This window comes from Bizionia argentinensis JUB59 (assembly GCF_000224335.1).
GTDB lineage: Bacteria > Bacteroidota > Bacteroidia > Flavobacteriales > Flavobacteriaceae > Algorimicrobium > Algorimicrobium argentinense.
On sequence record NZ_AFXZ01000019.1, the window covers coordinates 66771 to 90764 of the forward strand.

Here is a 23994-nt window from a genome sequence, read left to right on the forward strand (position 1 = left end):
AAGCCTCAACAAATGTTGAGGCTTTTTTATTTGATAATCGGTTAACTTGCTTAAATTTGCACCCGCATATAACGATAAGGTTATAAAAATTCAAAATTATGTACAGAAGTCACACCTGTGGTGAATTACGAGCATCACACATCAATAATGAAGTTACCCTTTCTGGTTGGGTTCAAAAATCACGCGATAAAGGATTTATTGTTTGGGTCGATTTACGCGACCGTTACGGTATTACACAATTAGTTTTTGATGAAGAACGTACGCCGAAAGACATGATGGACAAGGCGCAAAAATTAGGTCGTGAGTTCGTTATTCAAATAACTGGAACCGTTATTGAACGTGCTTCTAAAAACCCAAATCTTCCAACGGGTGATATTGAAATATTAGTATCAAAAATGGATATTTTAAACGAATCCTTATTACCGCCGTTTACTATTGAAGATAAAACAGATGGTGGCGAAGATATTCGCATGAAATATCGCTATTTAGATATTAGGAGAAACCCTGTAAAAAACAGCTTAATTTTTCGCCATAAAGTGGCACAGGAAGTTAGAAACTACTTATCAAAAGAAGGTTTTATTGAGGTTGAAACACCTTATCTAATCAAATCTACTCCGGAAGGTGCTCGTGATTTTGTCGTGCCAAGCCGCATGAACGAAGGGCAATTTTACGCACTTCCACAATCACCTCAAACTTTCAAGCAATTATTGATGGTTGGAGGAATAGATAAGTATTTTCAAATTGTAAAATGCTTTAGAGATGAAGATTTACGTGCCGACAGACAACCAGAATTCACACAAATTGACTGTGAAATGGCCTTTGTGGAACAAGAAGATATTTTAAATGCTTTTGAAGGTTTAACCAGACATCTTTTAAAAGCAGTAAACGGTGTTGAAATTGCAGAATTTCCACGTATGCTATATGATGACGCGATGCGTTTATACGGAAACGACAAACCAGATATCCGTTTTGGAATGAAATTTGGCGAGTTAAACGATGTGGCACAACATAAAGATTTTGGGGTGTTTAATGATGCTGAATTGGTAGTTGGAATTGCCGTTCCTGGAGGAAACTCATATACTAGAAAAGAAATTGATAAATTAATTGATTGGGTAAAACGTCCACAAGTTGGTGCTTTAGGCATGATTTATTCTCGTTGTAATGATGATGGAACCTACAAATCATCTGTAGATAAATTTTACGATCAAGACGATTTAGCCAAATGGGCAGAAAAAACAGGTGCCAAAGCAGGCGATTTAGTATGTGTACTTTCTGGTCCAACAAACAAAGTACGTGCGCAATTAAGTGCCTTACGTATGGAACTAGCAGAACAATTGGGTTTACGTAAACCTGACGAATTTGCACCACTTTGGGTCCTAGATTTCCCGCTTTTAGAATGGGATGAAGACACCGAACGCTTCCACGCCATGCACCATCCATTTACATCACCAAAACCAGGTCAGTTAGAATTATTAGCTACAAATCCTGCCGATGTAAAAGCCAATGCTTACGATTTAGTTTTAAATGGTAACGAAATTGGTGGTGGTTCTATTCGTATTCACGATAAGAAAACACAAGCCTTAATGTTCGAGTATTTAGGCTTTACTGAAGAAGAAGCGAAAGCACAATTCGGATTTTTAATGGATGCTTTTCAATATGGAGCACCGCCACACGGAGGTTTAGCTTTCGGATTGGATAGATTGGTTGCCATTTTACATGGTAAAGAAACCATTCGTGACTTTATTGCATTCCCCAAAAACAATTCTGGTCGCGATGTCATGATTGATGCACCTGCACCATTAGACGATAAACAGCTTGAAGAGTTAAGTTTGAAGTTGAACTTAAAATCATAAAATTAAAATTTTGTCCCGATACTTTATCGGGACTATTTTTTTGTAGTTTTAGCTAATGAATTGGAAACGGATTTTTAAAATTTTTCTATATATCATTTTGGGAATAGCAGTTATTCTGTTTGCTCTTTATGGTTATGCGCACTATCTATTTAAATATAAACATATTCCACAAGAAAAATACACGCATTCCGTTGAATACATTAATCCCGAAACTGCTTTATTAAGTGACGGATTTGAAGTTTGTAATGAAAATTATATCGTACCATATTACACTTCAAAAAATGCAACCTACAGCAAAGGTAAAAATGGCTTACGAAAGTTTATTCTTTCTAATTACGAGAACAAAAACTATTCAGATTCAGGTTATTTAAACATCCGATTTGTTATAAACTGTAAAGGTGAAGCCGGCCGTTATGTAATCCATGAAAACAACTTGGATTTAGAGCCTAAACAATTCAATAAAGATTTAGTTGACCAGCTATTTCAAATTACAACCCAACTTAAAACTTGGAATCCTAATTATTCATATAATGATTATCGAGATTCCTATATGTATATATCTTATAGAATAGAACATGGCGAAATTACTGAAATTATTCCTTAACATAAGTGTTGTTCTCTGTCTTTTCTCATGTCAAACTAAACGTGAAAAAGCAGAGGCATCTTACAAATTTGGTCTTACCAATTTCGAACAGGGTTCCGCAGGTAGCATCAACGGCATCGCGCGTGCTATAGAAATAGATTCCACCTACGAGCAAGCGGTTTATGAACTTTCTGTTGGGTATTTAAAACGCGGCTTGCCACACAAATGGAAGGAACAATATGATAAAGCTGTTCCATTGGATTCCATATCGAGAATTCCTTGGCGTGGTTATTTATATTTATGGTTTTATAGAGATTATAAAAAAGCTATTGCAGATTTTGATGCTTCTGACACCTTGACTCCCAATTTTCTTGATCAGCCGCAAGGCCACAGTGTAGATTACTGGCGTGGCATTGCTTATTTAGGCTTGAAGGACTATGATAACTCCATTGCTTATTTTGATAAATATATCAACCAAGAAATTGAAGAATCTGGCGAGGATTGGGTAGAATTAACCGCTTTTTTATATCGTGGAATTGCCTATTACGAAACAGGCGATCTTGAAAAAGCACTTTATAATTTTAATAAACGACTTGAACACGGCCGAAGCACAAGTGCAGACGCCAAATACTACAAAGCTTTAATTGCTCAAAAACAGGGTGATTTAGCATTAGCCAAAGAGTTAGTGAATTCTGCTATTGATGACTTTAAGCAAGGCTATTTTAATAACAGACCTTACGTAGAAACATTACGCCAAATTTATTTAGAAGATTTGCAGACGTTAAAACTAGAATTACACGACGAAAATGCCTAACAGAACCTATTTTAAACGATTTCTTATTTGGCGTGCTAAACACATTTCGAACAAGCAGTTCGTATATCTTTTAAGTATACTGGTTGGTTTTACTTCTGGTGTTGGCGCTGTTATTCTAAAAAACTTAACGCATTATATTCAACATTTATTAGAGGGGAATTTGGTGAAATATTACCATAACGCCTTTTATTTTGTCTTTCCCATTATTGGATTTGCTTTGGTTTACCTCATCATGAAATATATTATTCGTAACAAGGTAAGTCATGGTATTCCTTCTACACTCTATGCCATAGCTAAGAGAAAAGGCATTATTAAACGTTATCAAATGTTTGGGTCGTTTTTAACTGCCCCTATAACTGTTGGTTTTGGAGGCTCTGTAGGTTTGGAAGGTCCAACTGTTGCTACAGGTGCGGCAATAAGCTCCAATATCTCAAAACTATTTCATGTTAATCAGCAAACAAAAACTTTATTAATTGGTTGTGCAGCGGCAGGCGCCTTATCATCTATATTTAAAGCTCCAGTAGCAGCCATTATTTTCGCCATAGAAGTGTTTAGCTTGGACTTAACGATTGCGTCCATGCTCCCCTTATTATTAGCGTCATTATCAGCGATTTTAACCTCATATTTTTTCTTCGGTAGTGATGTGTTATTACCTTTTGATATTCAGGGAGAATTTTCAATTTCCGATGTCCCTTTTTATATTATTCTGGGCGTATTTGCTGGTTTAATATCTATGTATTTTTCTGAAATCTATGAACGAATTCAAAAATATTTTGATAGATTAAAATCGGCCTGGCATCGCATATTAGTGGGTGGTGTTGCCATAGGAATTCTTATTTATTTTATTCCACCGCTTTATGGTGAAGGTTTTGATGTTATAAATAATTTAATTGCTGGAAACCCTGAAAAAGCACTAGCAAATAATTTCTTCAATTTAGATCTCGCTAATATTTGGATAGTTATTGGGCTATTAGCAGGGTTAGTGTTTTTTAAAATTATAGCGAGTGCCATTACATTTGGAGCCGGTGGTGTGGGCGGTATTTTTGCACCAACGCTTTTTATGGGTAGTATGATGGGGAATTGTATTGCGAAAATAATTAACAATTGTGGTTTAGGCTTTTCAGTTTCTGAAAGTAATTTTACACTGGTAGGCATGGCAGGCTTGCTGTCTGGCGTATTACACGCACCTTTAACGGCTATTTTCTTGATTGCTGAACTTACTGGTGGTTATGATTTATTTATTCCGCTAATGCTGACAGCTACCATTTCATTTAGTTTAACAAAGCACTTTTATCCGCATTCTGTTTATACCATGGAATTAGGCCGAAAAGGCGATTTGATTACCCATGACAAAGATCACGCTGTACTGACGTTAATGGATATTAACTCTGTTATTGAAACGAATTTTATAAGTATTTCACCCGAAATGACTTTGGGAGACATCGTGCATAATGCGGTAGTAAAATCTAACCGAAACATTTTCCCCGTTATTGACGATAAAACAAAAATGCTTGTGGGTATTATTCTACTAGATGATATTAGACCTATTATGTTTGATCAAACACTGTATGACGAAGTTCTAGCCAAAGAAATTATGCAAAATCCACCGGCAATTATTGATATGGAAAAAGATAAGATGACCACTATTATGAAGAAATTTCAAGATAGTAATGCTTGGAATTTACCGGTTGTAAAACAGAACGAGTATATTGGTTTCATTTCAAAATCGAAGCTTTTAACAGCCTATCGTAGAAAACTTATAAATATTACAAACTAATTATGAAGTATCTTATTTTCTTACTTTTCATTATAACCATGACTGCTATTGTTTCAGGCCTAACACTTGACACAGAATATGCACCTAAACTTGTGGGCGGTGGTGTAATAGGCTTATTTTTTATTGTATTTCCGCTATTTTCATGGTATCGATGGAAAGACAAAAAAATGAGTGATTACTTACTTAATCAAGAAAATTTAGATAAAATGCGTGAAAGTCAGAAGCGGAAAAAAAATTAGTTCAAATTCCTCCGTTCTATAAAAAAGCGTCTCATTAATGCTGCTGCTTCATCGGCCATAACACCGCCTTTTATACTTGTTTTAGGGTGTAGTTTGGTCTGCAAATTTATAAAACCACGCTCTTGATCGCGCGCACCATAAACTATATTACTTATTTGGCTCCAATATAAAGCACCGCCACACATTTGGCAAGGCTCCAACGTAACATATAAAGTACAATTATGTAAATATTTCCCACCTAAAAAATTGGCTGCTGCAGTAATAGCTTGCATTTCGGCATGTGCTGTTACGTCATTTAACAATTCGGTAAGATTATGTCCACGCCCAATAACTTTGTTATCTATAACAATTACAGCGCCTACGGGAATTTCGCCTTTATTAAAAGCTGCTTCAGCTTCCATTAAGGCTTTTTTCATAAAATACGTGTCATCAAAAGGGTTCTCCATGCTGTAAAAATAGAAAAAGCTAACTACATTATGAACTATCTGTTAGAATCAAAAATAATTAATTTTAAATAGTAACTTGAAATCTCTATAAGTTTTAACCTTTCACGCTTAACATCCAAACATAACAGAATAGTATTTCATTTTATTTCTTCAATTTAACCACAATAATTAAGGAATGACGGGCTATTTTAATAATTTTACAGCAGATACTAATAAAATGAATTCGAATTTTCTTGATACTATAAATACGCCGTCAGACTTGCGTGAATTAAACAGTGATCAACTGCCTAAATTAGCAAAAGAACTGCGTCAATTCATTATTAATATTGTGGCCACTAAAGAAGGCCATTTAGGTGCAAGTCTAGGAGTTGTAGAACTAACTATTGCGCTTCATTATGTGTTTAATACGCCTAAAGATTTATTAATTTGGGATGTTGGCCACCAGGCTTATGTTCATAAAATATTAACCAACCGGAAAGCACATTTCGACACCAATAGGCAACTGGGAGGTATTAGTGGATTTCCAAAACGTTCTGAAAGTGAATATGACACGTTTGGTACGGGACATTCCTCCACCTCTATTTCTGCTGCATTGGGAATGGCTATTGCTTCACAAATAAAAGGAGATTTTAAAAAACATCATATTGCTGTTATTGGCGATGCATCAATAGCGAGCGGAATGGCTTTTGAAGGCTTAAATCACGCAGGTGTTACGAACGCCAATTTATTGGTTATTTTAAATGATAACGCCATAGGAATCGATCCCAGTGTTGGCGCATTAAAGCAATACCTAACAAACGTAAAGAAAGGCACCGAAAAACAGGATAATATTTTCGAAGCTTTAAATTTCAACTATTCAGGTCCTATAGATGGCCATGATATTTTTAAAGTAATTGAAGAGTTTGAACGTTTAAAAACCATAGAGGGTCCTAAATTTTTACATATAATTACCAAAAAAGGAAAAGGTTTAAAACAAGCTGAAGAAAACCAAGTCGTCTATCATGCGCCAGGAAAATTTGATGCTATTACAGGTGATATTTTACCGAAAAGCACTAAAATCCAAGCACCTAAATATCAAGATGTATTTGGCTTAACACTGGTGGAGTTAGCCCAGGACAATGAAAACATCGTTGGTATAACACCTGCCATGCCAACTGGAAGTTCTTTAAAATATATGATGGAAGCATTTCCTAATCGTGCGTTTGATGTGGGTATTGCGGAACAGCATGCCGTAACTTTAGCGGCTGGAATGGCAACCCAAGGTATGATTCCTTTTTGTAACATATACTCTACTTTTTTACAACGCGCATACGATCAAATTATTCATGATGTTGCTTTGCAGAATTTGCCTGTAATTTTCTGTTTAGATCGTGCCGGACTGGTAGGCGAAGATGGCGCTACGCATCATGGTGTTTTCGATTTAGCTTATTTACGCTGTATTCCAAATTTGATAATTGCTGCACCACGAAATGAAATTGAACTGCGAAATATGTTGTATACAGCGCAACTTGGGAAACTTAAAAACCCACTCGCCATTCGATATCCTAGAGGTCGTGGCGACATTTTAAATTGGCAAGTTCCATTTAAAGAAACACAAATAGGTAAAGGTGAACAACTCAAAAAAGGTAAAAAAATAGCGATTCTGAGTATTGGTGCTATAGCAAAAAATGTAACTGAAGCGATTCAGAGTTTAAATATTTCGCATTACGATATGCATTTTGTAAAACCTTTAGACCAATCGTTATTACATGATATTTTTAGTAAATATGACGTTATTATTACCATTGAAAATGGTACGATAATCGGCGGCTTTGGAAGTGGCATTGCCGAGTTTAAAGCGCTTAATAACTATAAGAACACCTTGAAAATATTAGGAATTCCAGATACCTTTATTGAACAAGGTACTATTGCTGAACTGGAAGAAAAAACAGGCATTAGTGCCAAACAAATAAAATTGTTTGTTGAAACCTATTTATAAATAATAGCTATTATTGCCTTTAGATAAAATTACATATAAACTAATAACCTCAATATAGCTGTCACTTGCACAAGACAATTTGATTAAAGTTATTAGTCTGAAAATTTTTAATACTAAAAAGCGATCCCTTTAATTTTCTTATAAATCAAGATAGCGCGACTATCAGACAAGGAAGCAACATAATTACAAACACTTAAAAGACGCTTGTAAATTAAGTCTTCATTGGTGTCTATAGATCCTGACAAGGTATTTAGTATCAATTTATTATAGTTGGATGCCGTTCCGTTATATTCATTATTTATCGCAGAAACATAAGTTTCCAATAAAATATTAATTACTTGATAACCTAAAATTTCTTTTTCAACGACTTCTTTAGATTGATAGACATTATTCACACTAATATTTATAATGTCCTTAATTTGAGCCTCATATTTGCTTTTATCTAATAAACCGGTTTGGAATGTACCGTTTAAAATAGCTTCTTCATTCTCAATAAAAACAGAAACCGCTTCATTAATTAACGTATTAATAGCCAAAGCGCGTAAATAACTAATCCTGTCTTGAGTAGTAGATAATTGATGATATTTTTTAGTTTGAATACTATCACGCACTAATTTTATTAAATATTCAAGCGCAAATTCCTCTTGAATAAGTCCTAAATTAATACCGTCTTCAAAATCGATAATTGTGTAACAAATATCATCGGCTGCTTCTACTAAAAAAGTTAAAGGATGTCTAGCATAACTCATGTTTCCATCAGATCCTCTAGAAATTAAACCCAACTCGTTAGCAACATCCTCAAATGCCTTTTTATCGCTTTGAAAGAATCCATATTTTTTATCGGCAATATGTGTTGTTGGTTTTTTAGGTAAAGATTCCTTCGGGTATTTTGTAAAAGCACCAAGTGTAGAGTAGCTTAACCGAATGCCACCTTCTCTACCTAAACGACTTTCAGTTAAAATTTTAAAACCGTTAGCATTACCTTCAAAATCGCATAAATCTTGGTATTCTTTATCCGTTAATTCAGACTTATATTGTTTTCCAGCGCCTGTTTTAAAGAATTCACCTATTGCTTTTTCACCTGAATGACCAAAAGGAGGGTTTCCAATATCATGAGCTAAAGCTGCTGCTGCAACAATGGCACCAAAATCGTTTGGTTGATAACCATGTATATTTTGTAAGTGCGGATATTTTTCAATTAACTGCTTACCAGCTAATCTACCAAGTGTTCTACCTACCACACTAACTTCTAAACTGTGAGTTAAACGGGTGTGAACAAAATCGGTTTGCGATAAAGGAATTACCTGGGTCTTATCTTGCAAGCTTCTAAATTCAGCAGAAAAAATGATACGATCATAATCCACTTCAAAACCTAAACGTGTTTCATCTTGCTCTTTTCGTAAACGTTTATGGTTATCGCCAAAACGCTTTAATGATAATAATTGTTCCCAGTTCATTCTTTTAATTTATAGGGTTGCAAGATACCATTTTTCCAATGTTAAGAAATCTTTTCCAAATCAGAATATATAGGAATTCCCATAACGTTAAATTAACCTTTTTGTGATATATGTTTAACCTCTAGTTAACAGTCACTTTACATCTCTACAGTTTCTTTGTGGCTAGAAATTTTGTAAAAAAACACATGAAATATTTACTGCTTAACTTGTTGTTATTCATCCCCTTTTTATCCCATGCAAACAATCCGGGTACTTTAGTAGGGAAACTTACCGATAAAGAATATAACAACGAGCCGCTTCCGTTTGCCAACGTAATTATCAAAGGAACAACCAAAGGAACCACAACAGATATGGATGGTTTGTATAGTATCAACAATCTGGAACCCGGCAATTATATTATTGTCTTTAGTTTTGTGGGGTATGAAACACAAGAGGTTGAAGCACAAATTATGGCTGGAAAAGTAACCGAAATTAGTTTACCAATGTCGGCCAGCGCAGCATCTTTAGATGAAATCATTATAACTACCACTACAAAACGCGAAAGTGAAGTTGCTTTATTATTAGAACAAAAAAAAGCGATTGAAATGAAGCAAACAATCGGCGCACAAGAGTTATCAAGAAAAGGTGTAAGTGATGTTGCAACAGCTGTAACAAAAACGACAGGTGTATCAAAACAGGAAGGCTCAAACAATATATATGTCCGCGGTCTTGGGGATCGCTATAATTCGACCTCTATTAATGGACTACCTATAACCTCCAATGATCCTGAAAATAAAAACATATCATTAGATCTGTTTTCAACTGATATTGTCGAGTTTATTTCTATTGATAAAGTATATAGCTCCAAAATTTCTGGAGATTTTGCTGGAGGTAATGTAGATATAACGTCTATTAATTATAAAGGTAAAGGCATGTTTGAGTTTTCTTTAGGCTCACGAATTGGAACCAATGCAATTGGTGAAAACAATAATTTTAAACTGCAAGACGGACCAAGTAAATTTGGTTTTTCATCCTATGATGTTCCAAATAATCCATTAGGATCTTATAGTTTTGGAAACAGTTTGGTTCCTGTAAAAGAAGTTCCTGTAGGGAGTTCTTTTGGTTTAAAAGCAGGGAAGTCTTTCGATATTGCAAAAGAAAGTAATCTTAATTTATTTGCCACCGTTAGTTTTGATAACGGTTTTGAATATAGAGAAGGTATTAACCAAAGTGTAAGTGCACAAGGCGCAAAATTAAAGTCATTTAATCAACAGCGTTTTTCTTATAACACTAATACCACGGGAATGTTTAATGCAAATTATCGCATTAACTCAAACCACAACATTGCTTATAATTTTTTAATGGTTAATTCATCTAACCAAATAAGAGACTCCTACCAAGGTTTTATCCGTGACCTCGCTGAAGAAGATAACGGATTAATTCAAAGAGCAACTTACGTTCAAAACACGCTACTTGTAAATCAATTGTTGGGTAATCATAAAATATCTGATAAAATTGATTTTGATTGGGGTGCTTCCCATAATAAAGTTGAAGGCAATATGCCTGACAGAACTCAAAACACTTTAAAGTTCAAAGAATCTTCTGGCGGTTATATATTTGCTCAAAATACAATTACAGACAACCATAGATATTATCAAAATTTAGTTGAAGATGAATATGCTGCCAATCTTGAGCTAAGCTACAAACTAAATAATAATGAAGATGGGGAAGCTAAAGGGAAAATAACTTTAGGTTACAACGGTCGATTTAAAAACCGTGACTTTGAAGCTATTCAATTTAACTTTAGAGTTACAGGTTCACAACTAAACACCGTCGTTGATCCGGATAACCTAGACACCTTTTTTAACCAAACAAATTACGGAAACGGCTTATTTGGTATTGAATCTTTTGCGGGTTTATCACCACAAACTTACCAAGGCGAACAAATAATAAATGCCGGTTTTGCAAGTTTGGAATATAAGCTTTCCAATAAATTAAGTTCAGTTGTAGGATTAAGGTTTGAACAGGTAGAGCAAACCGTTTCATGGAGAACCCAGCTAGATGCATCTGGAAGTAAAAACAGATTTGAAAGAAACGAGTTTTTACCAAGCATTGTACTAAAATACGAACTAAATGAAAAACAAAACTTACGTCTTGGTGCAAGTAAAACTTACACATTACCACAGTTTAAAGAAAGAGCATTATTTATTTATGAAGAAGTAACTGAAGTAAAAATTGGTAACCCAGATTTATATCCATCACAAAATTACAACTTGGATTTAAAATGGGAGATGTTTCCTAAAAATTCAGAGGTATTTTCATTCACAGCTTTCGGTAAGTATATTTTAGACCCCATAAATGAAATTACACTGGCTTCTTCCACAAATGATATTTCATTTATAAACACAGGAGATACAGGCTATGTTTATGGTGCTGAATTTGAAATACGAAAAGATATCTTCAATTTTAATGAAGATGATTCTAATAAACTTTCAGCAGGCCTTAATGCTTCTTATATACAAACACATCAAGAATTAAATTCTGAAAAAGTAAGAAAAGAAACCAACTACAACACAAACCTTACTGATGATACTTCAGGATTTACAGGCGCATCTGACCTTTTAATAAACGCCGATTTATCTTATATAAAAGAATTAAAAAATAATGCAAATATTATGGCAACTGTTGCATACTCGTATTTCTCTGACAGACTATACGCACTTGGTGTAGAAACAAAAGGAAACTTAATAGATAAAGGCGTTGGATCATTAGACTTTGTTCTAAAAACAAAGATTAATAAAAACCTTAGTATAGATTTTACTGCTAAAAACATTCTAAATCCCGCTTATTCAAGAATTCAAGAAAATGCCTTGCAAGACATAACCGTGTCATCATATAAACGAGGGGCTTTTTTAACTTTAGGAATTAACTATAAATTGTAAACAACACCAGGGTAACTTAACAAACTGGTGACAAAGGCTTAATACATAGTATCTCAATATTTTTAAAATTTGTAACACAATCAATTAATAAATAAACACAATGAAAAATTCAATTTCGAAATTTTTAAGCTTGGCAGTTTTTGCTGCTGTAGCACTTATTACATCATGTTCAAGTGATGATGATGGAACTTTTGATGAGGTCGATCCAAGCGCATCTTTCGTTCTTAACCGCGACGATTTTAAAGGTGAACTTAATAGTGGTGATGAGGTGATATTAGAATCAGGAACTTACAAATTAACAGGCAAGTTAATTGTAAACGATGGCGCTATACTTATTATTAAAGAAGGCGTTAAAGTTGAAGCAACTACTGTTTCTGATGCTACCGATTTTGCGGCAGTAAGATTTATAGCAGTAGCAAAAGGCGGTAAAATTGATGTACAAGGAACTGCAACTAATCCAGTAGTAATGACATCATCTAACAAAACTCCAGGTGCATGGGGAGGACTAGTAGTATGTGGAAAAGCACCAATAAATAAAGGAGTAACTGCTTCCGCAGAAGTTTCTGATTTAGAGTACGGTGGAACAGAACCTGAAGATAATTCTGGTACTATTAAGTATTTAAGACTAGAGTACACAGGTTTTGCTTACAACTCTGATAAAGAATTCAACGGCTTATCTCTTTTCGGTGTTGGTAATGGAACAACTATTGAATACGTTCAATCATACGAAGGTTCTGACGATGCTTTTGAGTGGTTTGGTGGAACTGTAAATGCTAATTATTTAGTAGCATTCAATTCACATACGGAAGTTGGAGATGATTTATTTGACTGGACACAAGGTTGGACAGGTAACGGTGAAAACTGGTACGGAAAAAGAACTAACGCTGGTAACAGAGGTATAGAAGCAGATAACAATTCTAACAACCATTTGGCTACTCCAATATCTAACCCTACCATTAAAAATATTACTTTAGTTGGTATAGGTGAAACGGATACAAGTAGCGAAACACAAGCCGTTAAATTAAGAGTTGGAACAAAAGCAACTTTTGACAACGTTGTATTAAGCAACTGGAAAACAGGTTTTGATATTCAACATACTGAAAGTATTGGTTACGTAGTTAATGGTTCATTAATTGCAACAAATGTTAAGTTTGATAATGTAACAACAAAATCTACTGGTAAAGATACTGCAGGAGCTGCTGTAGATGTATCAGCTTTTTACACAGAAGACGCAACTGCCACAGGTGCTGGAAATGGTGCTCAAAAACCAACTTGGGCTAATGGGTGGACTTTAGGTTTATAATAAAATAATAAAAAAAGAGGGTATCTTATAAGACACCCTCTTTTTTTATCACTGAACCAAACACTTTTAGTCACGTTGACCGACATTGGATTTACTCCTAGTGTTTACATTAGCAATAACATTACTAATATAATCTACTTCTTTCAGCGTATTATCTGTCCAATAAAACCATTTACCTACTTTTATGCCATTATCATAAATTGCAGAAACAATTTTCTCCCCTGCTGTATTAAAACGCAACCATTCACCTTGAAGATTGCTATCTAAATTATACGATCCTGTTTGGCTTACAATACCGTTGTCATGATAGTATACTACATCAATAACATTAGTTTCTTCGTTAAACTTTAACGTTCTCTCCTGCTGTGCAAAAGAGACCGCAGAAATTAAAAAGGTGAAAATTAATAGAATGCTCTTCATAATTACTGGGTTTGTAAAATTCGTCTATTCCAAATATATACCTTAATTAACCTTAAAGCAACGTTTTGGTAACATTAATTTAACATTAGACATTTAAACAAATGCTGTAATATGACCTTTCTACAATTCTCACTATGAAATGACGCTTATTATGCAGTCTTGGGTTTTCTTAAAACAGATAAACAGTAATTGCATATAATCCGATTCATTTTTGTAAACTATATTATCAAGAATCCTAGCGGCTATGTTTTTCCAATGCAACATTTACTATTTAAGTGAAACCCCATTCAATAAAAACATGCAAACTTATCAATGGATTCTAAAAGATAACAATTACGTAACATTACAATTCTAAACACTACGGATATTTGCAAACTATTTTAAAGTAACATATGGATAATATATACTTATTAATGATTATTGCCTTGGCCGTTTTAGCTGTAGCTGATTTGGTTGTAGGTGTTAGTAATGATGCAGTAAACTTCTTGAACTCCGCCATTGGATCTAAAGCCGTTTCGTTTAAAACCATTATGATTGTCGCCAGTGTTGGTGTTGCAGTTGGAGCCGTTTTTTCTAGCGGTATGATGGAGGTTGCGCGAAAAGGTATCTTTAATCCGCACGAATTTATGTTCAATGAAATCATGATCATATTTATGGCCGTCATGATTACAGACATTCTATTATTAGACTTTTTCAACTCGGTTGGTATGCCAACATCCACAACCGTTTCTATTGTATTTGAGTTGTTAGGTGCTTCAGTAGCCATGTCCTTAATAAAAATAGGTCATGATGGCGGTAGTTTCACGGATCTTGTACACTACATAAACACCTCAAAAGCTGCCGAAATTATTTTCGGAATACTCCTCTCAGTCGTAATTGCATTCTCTATTGGTGCTCTTGTCCAGTGGTTTGCTAGACTATTATTATCCTATAATTTTGAGAAAAAAGCACATTGGGTTGGCGCCATATTTGGCGGCTTGGCTTTAACATCCATTACCTATTTTATCTTTATTAAAGGTTTAAAAGGTATGGCATTTGCCGATGATCCTATCTCCATGTTAAATGGCGCATCTGTAAACGACTTTTTAGAAAACCAAGTAACCTTAATTCTTCTTTTAAGTTTACTTTTTTGGGCATTATTATCTTTTTTACTTATTACCGTTTTTAAAATAAATATTTATAAAATTATTATATTAGTTGGAACCTTTGCTTTAGCGCTGGCTTTTGCTGGGAACGACTTGGTAAACTTTATTGGTGTTCCAATTGCTGGATGGCTTTCTTACTCTACTTGGGCAGCGCAGGACCTTCCCGCAGAAGCTTTCAGTATGGGATTTCTTGCAGATAAAGTAGCAACACCAACTTATTTATTAATAGGTGCTGGTTTAATTATGGTGGCAACATTATGGTTTTCTAGTAAAGCTAAAGCTGTTATGAAAACGTCTTTAGATTTATCTAGTCAAGGTGAAACAAAAGAGCGTTTCCAACCTAACTTTCTATCACGTGGTTTTGTTCGTTTTGCAGTTTTAGGCTCGCTATTGTCGTCCTATTTTTTACCAAGTTCTTGGCAGAAAAAGATTGATAAGCAATTTGAAATCCCTGTTTTAACCTTGAAAAAAGATAAAACTTATGAGCTACCTGCTTTCGATTTAGTACGAGCCGCCGTTAACTTAATGGTTGCTGCCGTATTAATCTCCATTGCTACATCTATGAAATTACCATTATCCACTACATACGTAACCTTTATGGTTGCCATGGGTACATCTCTTGCCGATCGCGCCTGGGGCGCAGAAAGTGCAGTGTATCGCGTAGCTGGCGTATTAAACGTAATTGGAGGCTGGTTCTTTACTGCATTTATTGCCTTTGTTGCCGCAGCTATCATTGCTTACTTATTACATTGGAACGTAAATGTCATGGTTCCTGTTTTATTGTTATTAGTAATTATTATATTGGTGAGAAATTATATTGCGAATAGAAAAAAATCGGATGAATTGAAAGCTGAAGATAGCTTAACACGTGCCGAAAGCAGTTCCATTCAAGGTGTAATTCATGAAAGCACCAACAATATTGCAAATGTTATAAAACGTGGAAATCGCATTTATACAAACGCCATTAACGGTTTAGCTAAACAAGATTTATCGTTATTGAAGAAGAATAAAAAACAAGTTGTCAAGCTTGGAAATGAAATTGATGAATTACGAGACAACATCTTCTATTTCATTAAAAATTTAGACGAGTCCAGTGTCGCTGCAAGTAATTTTTACATTAATGTATTAGGTTACCTACAGGATATCACGCAATCTTTAGAATACATTTCTAAAGTAAGTCATAAACACGTTAACAATAATCATAAGAAATTAAAATTCAGTCAGATTAAGGAGTTGAAAGAAGTGGATGCGCGTTTTGAACGTTTATTCCAGAATACGAAAGCAGCTTTCGATTCACGTTCTTTTGAAGAAATTGGCGAAATTTTAAGTAGAAAGAAAGAGATTACAGATATGGTAACGCAGAAAATACACAAACAAGTAGAGCGCACCAGAACTGAAGAGTCTAGTCCGAAAAACACAACCCTGTATTTCAGTCTACTATTGGAAACTAAAGACTTGTTAAATGCAACAATGAATCTGTTAGAGGAATATCATAATGCACACGACAGTTCGGTAGAACCTGCTACAGTTGCGGAACCTGAAGATTAATAATACATATATTATATATAAAAAAGCATCTCTTTCGAGATGCTTTTTTAGTTTTCAACAGTTTAGCGGAAATTTAATTAGCACTATTTTCATTCCTTTTAATGAATAAAAATCAACTACAATAAGTTTTAAAATTATCTAGATGGTTTGTGGAGAGCCATTTTATAAATTATGAAAAAAATACTTAAAATATCTCTTTTCCTAAAATTAACTAAAAGCAAAAAGGCTAGATATATCTAGCCTTTTATTTTGACTAAAACACATACCCTTTAATAAGTGCTTAATCGTATAATAATTTAATAGCATTACGAATATGCCACATTAATCAACATTTTCATGCAACTTATGTATAGTTGGTATTAAATTATGTGTACTTGGCAAAAAATAAATACTTACACCATTTGATCTATTTCCCTCATCGTTATTTTAAAAAAGTGAAACTGCTTTTATTATATAATAAAGTTAAGAACAACAATATATTATTATATTTGATTGCATGATACGAGCTGTAATTATAGACGATGAGCAAAAAGCTATTGAGAGTTTATCCTGGGAACTCACAAACTTCAATGATGAAGTAGAAATAATAGCGACCTTTAGCCAACCTGAAACCGCTATAGATTATTTGAACAACCACACACCAGACTGCATCTTCTTAGACATTAACATGCCTACTATGGACGGCTTTCAGTTTTTAGATAGGCTGTCTAATAAAGATTTTGCCGTTGTTATAACCACAGCATACAACGAGTATGCGCTGAAAGCTTTAAAACATGAGGCTATAGATTATTTACTTAAGCCTATAGATTCTGACGATTTAAAAGACACCTTAAGGAAAATTAAAAAGCACAACTCCCTTTCTTTCCCAATAGCCAAAATCGAAGAAGTATTAATTAATTTCAACAAAAATTTCAATCAGAAGAAGATTACTATAAATACAGATGGCAAACTTATATTTCTAGAAACGGACAACATTATTTATATTGAATCTGATGGTAATTACAGCACTTTTGTAATGGCTGACAATCAGAAAATTGTAGTTACCAAAAAACTTAAAGAGGTGAATGCTATATTACCTGAAGATTATTTTTTTAGAATTCACAATTCCTTTATTATAAATCTGAATAAAATCAAGGAATTTATAAAAAATGATGGTTACGTCGTCATGCAAAGCAATAAAAAAATACCCGTTGCCAGACAGCGAAAATCAGATTTTCTGGATAAAGTTTAAATTGTAATGAAAATCTATAAGCGTATTCATAGTCCGTTCACATATTTATACATAATCGTACTACTTTTAACAACGAGCATTAGTTTTTCGCAGGTACAGGACGTAAAAAGTTTTTATAAAAAAGTAGATAGTGTAATTGCGCTTAAAACGACCCAGCAATCTGTTTTAGAATCAGCTTTTCATAACATTGCACGAGACACCATTAAACTCTCCTATCTGGTTCATAAAAGTCATCAAAAAAAATACCTAGATGGTGAATGTTATGCCTTAAACACCCTTGGTATATATTTTAGAAACATATCTGATTACAACCAAGCATTAATAGTACATTTCAAAGCATTATCCATAGCTAGAAAAGCTGGAAACCTAGAAATGGAGGTTATTACGTTAAATATGTTAGGCGTTGTTTATCGCAGAATGGATGCCATACGGGCTGCTTTAGATTATCATAACCAAGCATTGAGTTTAGCCGAAATGCCATGCGAAAGAACGTTAGAACTCCAACAATCTATAGCGGTTTCTCAAAATAGTATGGGAAATATTTATACGGCGCTAAAACAATATGATTTAGCGCTAACCCAGTTTTACAAGTCGTTAGTTATTGAGGAGGAATTGAACAATAAACTAGGACTCGCCATTAACAATCATAATATTGGTTACGCTAAAGAAAAGCAAGGTTTCTACCAGGAAGCACTTGATTATTATAACAAATCACTTGAATACAATAATGATATAAATTCGAAAATAGGTATCGTGATTTGCTTTAATAGTATTGGAAAAATATACATATATCAAAATAAATACTGTGAAGCCCGATGCCTTATTCAAGATGCTTTAAACACAGCTATTAAAGTTAACGACCAATTTTATATTGCTATTTCTTACGTTAATTTAGGATTAGCTGAATTAAAATTGAATAATCTAGACGATGCTAAAAAATATTTAAATATCGGACTAGAAATAGCTCAAAAATTCAAATTAAAATCTTCAGAAATTGAAGCTTATAAGTATTTATCTGAAACATATGAGCTTTCGGAACAGCATAAAGAAGCTTTAATAAATTATCGCAAATACGTAACACTTGAAGAGTCCCTTACCAACGAACGTAATATTCAATATGTAAATGATTTAATTGTAAAATATGACACTGAAAAAAAGAATAATCAAATTAAAGAATTAGCCAACGAGAATGAAATTGTAAAATTACGTTTAGAGCAAAACAACCGCACATTATTTTTAAGTTTATTGGGTGGGACTTTAATAATTATTACTTTTTACGTGCTGTATAGGCAGCGTCAACTTAAAAACGAAAAGAAAATTCTAACCTTGGAGCAAGAAATGCTTCGGAATCAAATGAATCCGCATTTTATTTTTAATTCTTTAAACTCCATTAAGCTCTATATTATTAATAACGAAAAGGAAAATGCGGTTTACTATCTCAATAAATTCTCGAAATTAATCCGGAAAATTCTTATTGCTTCAACAGAAAAGGAGATTTCTCTTAAGGATGAAATTGAGAATATGGCACTTTATATGAATATTGAGAATATCCGATTTTCCAACGAAATTGATTACCAAGAAATTATAGACGAAAACCTTAACACGTCTTCAATAAAAGTCCCGTCATTAATTTTACAACCATTTTTAGAAAATGCAATTTGGCATGGTTTATCAGCTAAAACGCAAAATAAAAAAATAGAATTAGTCGCCAAAAAAGAAACAGCACGTCATGTAACCATCACTATTACAGATAATGGAATTGGCCGTGTGGCTGCGGAAGAAATCAAAAATCAGAAAACCCTCAAACGTCAATCCATTGGCATCAGCATTACGAAAGCACGCCTTGAAAATTTTTCAAAAAACTTCAGAGCCGATTATAGTATCAAAATTATCGACTTGTACGACGAGAATAATTTAGCAACTGGAACTCAAGTGGTGCTTAATATTCCTACAAAATAAAGACTTAACCCAAACTAAAAACAACATTTATATCAAGGCAAAAAGTAAACTACTATTTTATTGCCAACTAAATTTATATTCAAAAAAACGAACAAGATAAAATCAATAGATAAAAATTTCCACTCCAAGATTGTATAACTACTGCAAGTTGCATAAGAAAAAAGAGGTATGAACCTTTAATAAGGTTGTGGTACTTTATTATTTTAAAATGAGCAGAATATTAGTATAAGAAGAGTAAAGTGAAAAAGAAATAGCGGATTACCGTAAACAATTTGTAAAGGGGTTGGAAAAGGATTTTTAAAATTTTTATGAAGCAAATGGGACCGTTTTATTTAGCCTTTTATAATCGAGTTTTAAGATGATTTGTGTCAATTGATCTAATAATTAGATGCATTAAAACATCAAGATCTGAGACTAAAGTAGATGCATGTAAGTTATTATGACCGATAGATAAAATTTAAAGATGAGAATAAAATTAGTGGTATAATACTTTACAGGGACAAAAATAAATCAGTGCTGGAGTTTATGCTACCGAAAAACAACAAACATATAATTGGGAGCAATTACAGAACCGTTTTATCTATGAAGGAAAAATTAAAGCTGTTAATAAAAAAAAACCGGCAACAACTCATAAAATTCGACCACTAGAAACAAATCAAAATTACTCCTAATTGCCTATTTGAAATTCTTTTCAGCCACTTTTTCCAGTTCCATATACCAATCTTCTCCAAATTTTCTAATAAGACCTTCTTTTACAAACTTATAAATTGGCACTTGTAGTTCTTTACCTAAAGTACAGGCATCATCACAAATGGACCATCTATCATAATTAACAGCTGAAAACTCTGAATATTCCTGTATACGAATTGGGTATAAATGACAAGAAACTGGTTTTTTCCAATCAATAACACCTGCATTATGAGCTTGTTCAATACCACATAAAGCGGTTCCTCTATCATCAAAGGTTACATAAGCACAATCGGCACCATCAATAAGTGGCGTTTCTAGCTCACCATCTTCGGTAGTAATAAAAGTGCCTTGCGCTTCAATGGCATCAATGCCAACTTGACGCAAAAACGGTTTTACTTTGGGATAAATATCTTTTAAAATCTGGGATTCAGACTTTTCAAGCGGTGCGCCAGCATCACCGTCTATACAACATGCACCTTTACATGCTGATAAATTACAGACAAAATCCTTTTCAATAATGTCTTCTGAAACTATGGTTTTTCCTAATTGAAACATTTGGCAAAAATAGGCAAACTTTCGGTTATTATAATGATGTAATTTCAGTTAAAATGGGCTAATTTTGTAAAAGACACTTAAATAAGTCAGCGCGTGTGGTTTTTCAGACAATTTCTGATTAAAAAATCATATTAATTGATTGTAAAACGTTTTATGTTACTATGAAAATATTTACGCTCATCCTATCTCTAATTGCTATTGTATTAATTGGTTTTAATGTAACTCAAATTGACTTTAGTGCGCCTTTTGCAGATAAAAGCATGGTGGCTATTATTACCATTATTGCGTCGCTTTGTGCGCTAACTTTACTTCAAATTTTAATGGTTTCAAAAAAAATTCAACAAAAATCTAAAAGCAAAGACTAATGTTTGACGCTTTAATAATTGGGGGAGGTGCCGCTGGTATGTCTTGTGCATTGGTTTTAGGATCAGGGAAAAAACAAGAATTTGTGGCCGATAAACGCATTGGTATAATTCTACATCAGAAAACATCGCATTTACAAAATGCCTTATTTAATAATGTTTTGGGTATTATGCCTGGAACTACTGGCGAAGCTATTTTGACTTCTGGAAAAGAGCAATTAACCTCTCTTTATCCACATGTAGACTGCATAGAAAATGAAAAAGTTAAGTCTGTTATAAAAACAACGACTGGTTTTTTAGTAACCACGAATAAAACAGAATATGCTTCAAAAATTGTGGTTATTGCAGTTGGCTACACCAATTTAATAAATATTGAAGGATTGGAATCCTATATTGAACCGCATCCTCGTGACAAAATTGAAAAAGAACGGATTTGGCTAAAAAACGATAATCACTTTATAGACAACGGACTTTATGTTGCAGGTACACTTGCTGGTTGGAGGAGTCAGTTTGCCATTGCTTCAGGAAGCGGTGCCCATGTTGCTACGGATATTTTAACGCTATGGAACAACGGTCAGCACGTTAAAGTTCATGATAAAGTTTAGCGGAAACAGCTATTTAGTAGTATCCAACATTATAACTTCTTTAATCATAACATCACTTTTATTTAAAACCTCTTCTAAAGCACCTTTACTGTATAATTGGGACGCCAAGGTAGCTTTTATATATTGTTTTACTGCTTCTTGATAAGCTACAAAGGAAATATTGGCAGTAGTTTTCGAGTTTAGATAATCTTTGAATGCCAATACAAACTCGTCTGATACCTCAAAGTTTTTTATAAAGTCCTTACGTGAATATTTATCATAAGCATGACGATCTTTCTCTAATTCTTCAAAAATAAAACTACTTATAAAGCCACTTCTTTCTAACAAGGTCAAGGTTTCGTTTTGTATACTTAAATCCAAAGGCACAAAAACGTCTGGAATAATACCGCCACCGCCATAAACAATTTTACCTTTTGGCGTGGTAAACTTCAAGGAATCGGCTACTTCAATTTTTTCGGGATCTAGAAATTCGCCACTGCTTAAACGCTCGAAATAATCATCGTAATAATCCTTATTACCATTACTATAGGTTCGTTGTATAGAACGTCCAGTTGGCGTATAATAACGTGAAACTGTTAAGCGCACGGCACTGCCATCGCCTAAATTCATTTCGCGCTGAACGAGTCCTTTTCCGTAAGATCGACGACCAACAATAGTTCCTCTATCATTATCCTGTAAAGCACCTGCTACTATTTCACTAGCTGAAGCCGAATTTTCATCTATAAGGACGTACACATCACTTTGTTCAAAATCACCTTTCTTCGTGGCAAAACTTTTCTGAATGGTTCCGCGTTTATTTTTTGTGAATAATATAAGTTTATCATTCTCTAAAAACTCGTCTACTATCTCTTCCGCAATAGCAAGAAAACCGCCGGGGTTTCCACGCAAGTCCAACACTAAATCTTGAACGCCTAATTTTTTTAATATTTTCAGTTCTCTTTTAAACTCCTTGTAGGTAGATTCCGCAAATCGATTAATTTTAACATACCCTAAAGTTTCATTTAGCATATAAGCAGCATCTACACTAGGAATAGGAATATGATCGCGTTTTACCGTAAAAACAAGAAGTTTTGGTTCGTCTTTACGGTAGATTTCTAACGTCACTTCCGTATCTATTGGGCCTTTCAGCTTGCCGATAATATCAGAATTACTAAAATATTTACCAAAGATAGAGTCGCCATCTGCCGTAATAATACGATCGCCTCCTCTAATACCTACTTTTTCACTTGGGCTACCCTCAAGAGCGCGGATAACAGTTATGGTATCATTGTGTGGATAAAAACTAATGCCAATACCTACAAAGTCGCCTTTCATGTTTTCAGAAACGCGTTGCATATCAGCTTTAGGAATATATACAGAATGTGGATCTAGATTTTCCAAAATCCTATTGACTGTAACATCAACAATGCTATCAGTATTTACATCGTCCACATATTCGTAGTCGATATAATCTATAAGTCGGTTGAGTTTTTCTTTTTTACTATTAGTAGTAAAAAGTCGATCAGATTTATCAGAAAAGTTTAATTTCCCACCAATGAAGATTCCAGCAGCGATTGCGATACCCAGGAAAAGTGGTAAATATTTCTTTTTTATACTCATTCGGATGTTAAGTCGGTAATTAATTTCAATTCTACACCTGCTTTTTCAAGAAACTGTAAACCAGAATCATCTTTATAAGCGTTCTGATAAACCACGCGGGTTATTCCAGCTTGATGGATAAGCTTACTACATTCTTTACAAGGAGAAAGCGTGATATACAATGTAGAACCCATACAGGATTGTGTAGAAGCTGCCACCTTTGAAATAGCGTTAGCTTCGGCATGTAAAACATACCATTTGGTATTACCATCTTCGTCTTCACAAAAATTTTCAAATCCGGTTGGCGTACCATTGTAACCATCGGAGATAATCATTCTATCTTTTACAATAATGGCACCAACTTGTTTGCGTTTGCAATAGGATAGTTTGCCCCATTCCGAAGCCATTCTTAAATACGCTTTATCGTATTTAAGTTGTTTTTTTTCTTTCATAAACATCCTTACTTACAGCGAAGATAACGGCTTCATCTTTTAATTACAACCTGATGATTAAAGATTTATGAAAACTTT

At 34.0% G+C, this 23994-nt stretch carries 19 protein-coding genes; 13 read left to right on the top strand and 6 right to left on the bottom strand.

All coding sequences use genetic code 11. The features are described from left to right. The first annotated feature begins 98 nt into the window (after positions 1-98). The 5 genes from aspS to BZARG_RS06670 are packed head-to-tail and all read left to right on the top strand — an operon-like array spanning position 99 to position 5266. Positions 99-1853, top strand: coding sequence for an aspartate--tRNA ligase (gene aspS / locus BZARG_RS06650; RefSeq protein WP_008636689.1), 1755 nt, complete (start codon positions 99-101; stop codon positions 1851-1853). 55 nt (positions 1854-1908) lie between these two features. Next, positions 1909-2457 carry a hypothetical protein gene (locus BZARG_RS06655; RefSeq protein WP_008636679.1) on the top strand — a complete coding sequence of 183 codons (549 nt, stop codon included), beginning with the start codon at positions 1909-1911 and terminating at the stop codon, positions 2455-2457. After that, the gene (locus BZARG_RS06660; RefSeq protein WP_008636604.1) at positions 2429-3250 is read left to right on the top strand and encodes a tetratricopeptide repeat protein; all 822 of its coding nucleotides are present in this window, start codon (positions 2429-2431) and stop codon (positions 3248-3250) included. Before BZARG_RS06655 ends, BZARG_RS06660 begins: the two co-directional genes overlap by 29 nt. Further along, entirely contained in the window at positions 3243-5027 is a 1785-nt protein-coding gene (locus BZARG_RS06665; protein ID WP_008636600.1) for a chloride channel protein, read from the top strand. Before BZARG_RS06660 ends, BZARG_RS06665 begins: the two co-directional genes overlap by 8 nt. 2 nt (positions 5028-5029) lie before the next feature. Further along, on the top strand, positions 5030-5266 hold the full coding sequence (locus BZARG_RS06670; protein WP_008636595.1) for a hypothetical protein: 237 nt from the start codon (positions 5030-5032) through the stop codon (positions 5264-5266). Here BZARG_RS06670 and BZARG_RS06675 read toward each other — a convergent pair. Next, a complete protein-coding gene (locus tag BZARG_RS06675) occupies positions 5263-5712 on the bottom strand; it encodes a nucleoside deaminase (RefSeq protein ID WP_040288091.1) in 450 nt (149 codons plus the stop codon). The genes BZARG_RS06670 and BZARG_RS06675 overlap by 4 nt on opposite strands. A gap of 217 nt (positions 5713-5929) precedes the next feature. On the opposite strand from BZARG_RS06675, the gene BZARG_RS06680 reads away from it, so the two are divergent. Further along, positions 5930-7690 carry a 1-deoxy-D-xylulose-5-phosphate synthase gene (locus BZARG_RS06680; RefSeq protein WP_008636602.1) on the top strand — a complete coding sequence of 587 codons (1761 nt, stop codon included), beginning with the start codon at positions 5930-5932 and terminating at the stop codon, positions 7688-7690. A 113-nt stretch (positions 7691-7803) separates the two neighbouring features. Here BZARG_RS06680 and BZARG_RS06685 read toward each other — a convergent pair whose 3' ends face one another. Then, positions 7804-9147, bottom strand: a complete 1344-nt coding sequence (locus BZARG_RS06685; RefSeq protein WP_008636714.1) for a deoxyguanosinetriphosphate triphosphohydrolase — start codon at positions 9145-9147, stop codon at positions 7804-7806. A 185-nt stretch (positions 9148-9332) separates the two neighbouring features. On the opposite strand from BZARG_RS06685, the gene BZARG_RS06690 reads away from it, so the two are divergent. Beyond that, entirely contained in the window at positions 9333-12068 is a 2736-nt protein-coding gene (locus BZARG_RS06690) for a TonB-dependent receptor (RefSeq protein ID WP_008636655.1), read from the top strand. A gap of 100 nt (positions 12069-12168) precedes the next feature. Beyond that, positions 12169-13371, top strand: coding sequence for a hypothetical protein (locus tag BZARG_RS06695; protein ID WP_008636729.1), 1203 nt, complete (start codon positions 12169-12171; stop codon positions 13369-13371). 66 nt (positions 13372-13437) lie between these two features. On the opposite strand, the gene BZARG_RS06700 is transcribed toward BZARG_RS06695, so the two are convergent. Further along, the gene (locus BZARG_RS06700) at positions 13438-13791 is read right to left on the bottom strand and encodes a toxin-antitoxin system YwqK family antitoxin (protein ID WP_008636641.1); all 354 of its coding nucleotides are present in this window, start codon (positions 13789-13791) and stop codon (positions 13438-13440) included. A gap of 392 nt (positions 13792-14183) precedes the next feature. Between BZARG_RS06700 and BZARG_RS06705 the strand changes: the two genes are divergently transcribed. The 3 genes from BZARG_RS06705 (at position 14184) to BZARG_RS06715 (ending at position 19674) form a co-directional block, all read left to right on the top strand. After that, entirely contained in the window at positions 14184-16484 is a 2301-nt protein-coding gene (locus BZARG_RS06705) for an inorganic phosphate transporter (RefSeq protein ID WP_008636622.1), read from the top strand. Positions 16485-16980: 496 nt separating this feature from the next. After that, on the top strand, positions 16981-17715 hold the full coding sequence (locus BZARG_RS06710; protein ID WP_008636594.1) for a LytR/AlgR family response regulator transcription factor: 735 nt from the start codon (positions 16981-16983) through the stop codon (positions 17713-17715). A 6-nt stretch (positions 17716-17721) separates the two neighbouring features. After that, the gene (locus BZARG_RS06715; protein ID WP_008636757.1) at positions 17722-19674 is read left to right on the top strand and encodes a tetratricopeptide repeat-containing sensor histidine kinase; all 1953 of its coding nucleotides are present in this window, start codon (positions 17722-17724) and stop codon (positions 19672-19674) included. Between the two features lie 675 nt (positions 19675-20349). On the opposite strand, the gene BZARG_RS06720 is transcribed toward BZARG_RS06715, so the two are convergent. After that, positions 20350-20919 carry a DUF3109 family protein gene (locus BZARG_RS06720; protein WP_008636597.1) on the bottom strand — a complete coding sequence of 190 codons (570 nt, stop codon included), beginning with the start codon at positions 20917-20919 and terminating at the stop codon, positions 20350-20352. A 161-nt stretch (positions 20920-21080) separates the two neighbouring features. Between BZARG_RS06720 and BZARG_RS06725 the strand changes: the two genes are divergently transcribed. Then, positions 21081-21284, top strand: a complete 204-nt coding sequence (locus BZARG_RS06725; RefSeq protein ID WP_008636739.1) for a membrane protein — start codon at positions 21081-21083, stop codon at positions 21282-21284. After that, positions 21284-21886: an FAD-dependent oxidoreductase gene (locus BZARG_RS06730; protein WP_008636670.1), complete on the top strand. Its 603-nt coding sequence runs from the start codon at positions 21284-21286 to the stop codon at positions 21884-21886. The genes BZARG_RS06725 and BZARG_RS06730 overlap by 1 nt, the downstream gene beginning before the upstream one ends. Positions 21887-21895: 9 nt before the next feature. Here the strand turns inward: BZARG_RS06730 and BZARG_RS06735 are convergent, their stop codons facing one another. After that, entirely contained in the window at positions 21896-23485 is a 1590-nt protein-coding gene (locus BZARG_RS06735) for a S41 family peptidase (RefSeq protein WP_008636627.1), read from the bottom strand. Further along, complete coding sequence (locus BZARG_RS06740) at positions 23482-23916, bottom strand: deoxycytidylate deaminase (protein WP_008636632.1); 435 nt, start codon at positions 23914-23916, stop codon at positions 23482-23484. The genes BZARG_RS06735 and BZARG_RS06740 overlap by 4 nt, the downstream gene beginning before the upstream one ends. Between the last annotated feature and the right edge of the window lie 78 nt (positions 23917-23994).

Excerpts from the sequence above, each read along its gene's own strand:
- aspS (WP_008636689.1), top strand. The coding sequence starts at position 99 with ATGTACAGAAGTCACACCTGTGGTGAATTACGAGCATCACACATCAAT.
- BZARG_RS06655 (WP_008636679.1), top strand. The coding sequence starts at position 1,909 with ATGAATTGGAAACGGATTTTTAAAATTTTTCTATATATCATTTTGGGA.
- BZARG_RS06660 (WP_008636604.1), top strand. The coding sequence starts at position 2,429 with ATGGCGAAATTACTGAAATTATTCCTTAACATAAGTGTTGTTCTCTGT.
- BZARG_RS06665 (WP_008636600.1), top strand. The coding sequence starts at position 3,243 with ATGCCTAACAGAACCTATTTTAAACGATTTCTTATTTGGCGTGCTAAA.
- BZARG_RS06670 (WP_008636595.1), top strand. The coding sequence starts at position 5,030 with ATGAAGTATCTTATTTTCTTACTTTTCATTATAACCATGACTGCTATT.
- BZARG_RS06675 (WP_040288091.1), bottom strand. The coding sequence starts at position 5,712 with ATGGAGAACCCTTTTGATGACACGTATTTTATGAAAAAAGCCTTAATG.
- BZARG_RS06680 (WP_008636602.1), top strand. The coding sequence starts at position 5,930 with ATGAATTCGAATTTTCTTGATACTATAAATACGCCGTCAGACTTGCGT.
- BZARG_RS06685 (WP_008636714.1), bottom strand. The coding sequence starts at position 9,147 with ATGAACTGGGAACAATTATTATCATTAAAGCGTTTTGGCGATAACCAT.
- BZARG_RS06690 (WP_008636655.1), top strand. The coding sequence starts at position 9,333 with ATGAAATATTTACTGCTTAACTTGTTGTTATTCATCCCCTTTTTATCC.
- BZARG_RS06695 (WP_008636729.1), top strand. The coding sequence starts at position 12,169 with ATGAAAAATTCAATTTCGAAATTTTTAAGCTTGGCAGTTTTTGCTGCT.
- BZARG_RS06700 (WP_008636641.1), bottom strand. The coding sequence starts at position 13,791 with ATGAAGAGCATTCTATTAATTTTCACCTTTTTAATTTCTGCGGTCTCT.
- BZARG_RS06705 (WP_008636622.1), top strand. The coding sequence starts at position 14,184 with ATGGATAATATATACTTATTAATGATTATTGCCTTGGCCGTTTTAGCT.
- BZARG_RS06710 (WP_008636594.1), top strand. The coding sequence starts at position 16,981 with ATGATACGAGCTGTAATTATAGACGATGAGCAAAAAGCTATTGAGAGT.
- BZARG_RS06715 (WP_008636757.1), top strand. The coding sequence starts at position 17,722 with ATGAAAATCTATAAGCGTATTCATAGTCCGTTCACATATTTATACATA.
- BZARG_RS06720 (WP_008636597.1), bottom strand. The coding sequence starts at position 20,919 with ATGTTTCAATTAGGAAAAACCATAGTTTCAGAAGACATTATTGAAAAG.
- BZARG_RS06725 (WP_008636739.1), top strand. The coding sequence starts at position 21,081 with ATGAAAATATTTACGCTCATCCTATCTCTAATTGCTATTGTATTAATT.
- BZARG_RS06730 (WP_008636670.1), top strand. The coding sequence starts at position 21,284 with ATGTTTGACGCTTTAATAATTGGGGGAGGTGCCGCTGGTATGTCTTGT.
- BZARG_RS06735 (WP_008636627.1), bottom strand. The coding sequence starts at position 23,485 with ATGAGTATAAAAAAGAAATATTTACCACTTTTCCTGGGTATCGCAATC.
- BZARG_RS06740 (WP_008636632.1), bottom strand. The coding sequence starts at position 23,916 with ATGAAAGAAAAAAAACAACTTAAATACGATAAAGCGTATTTAAGAATG.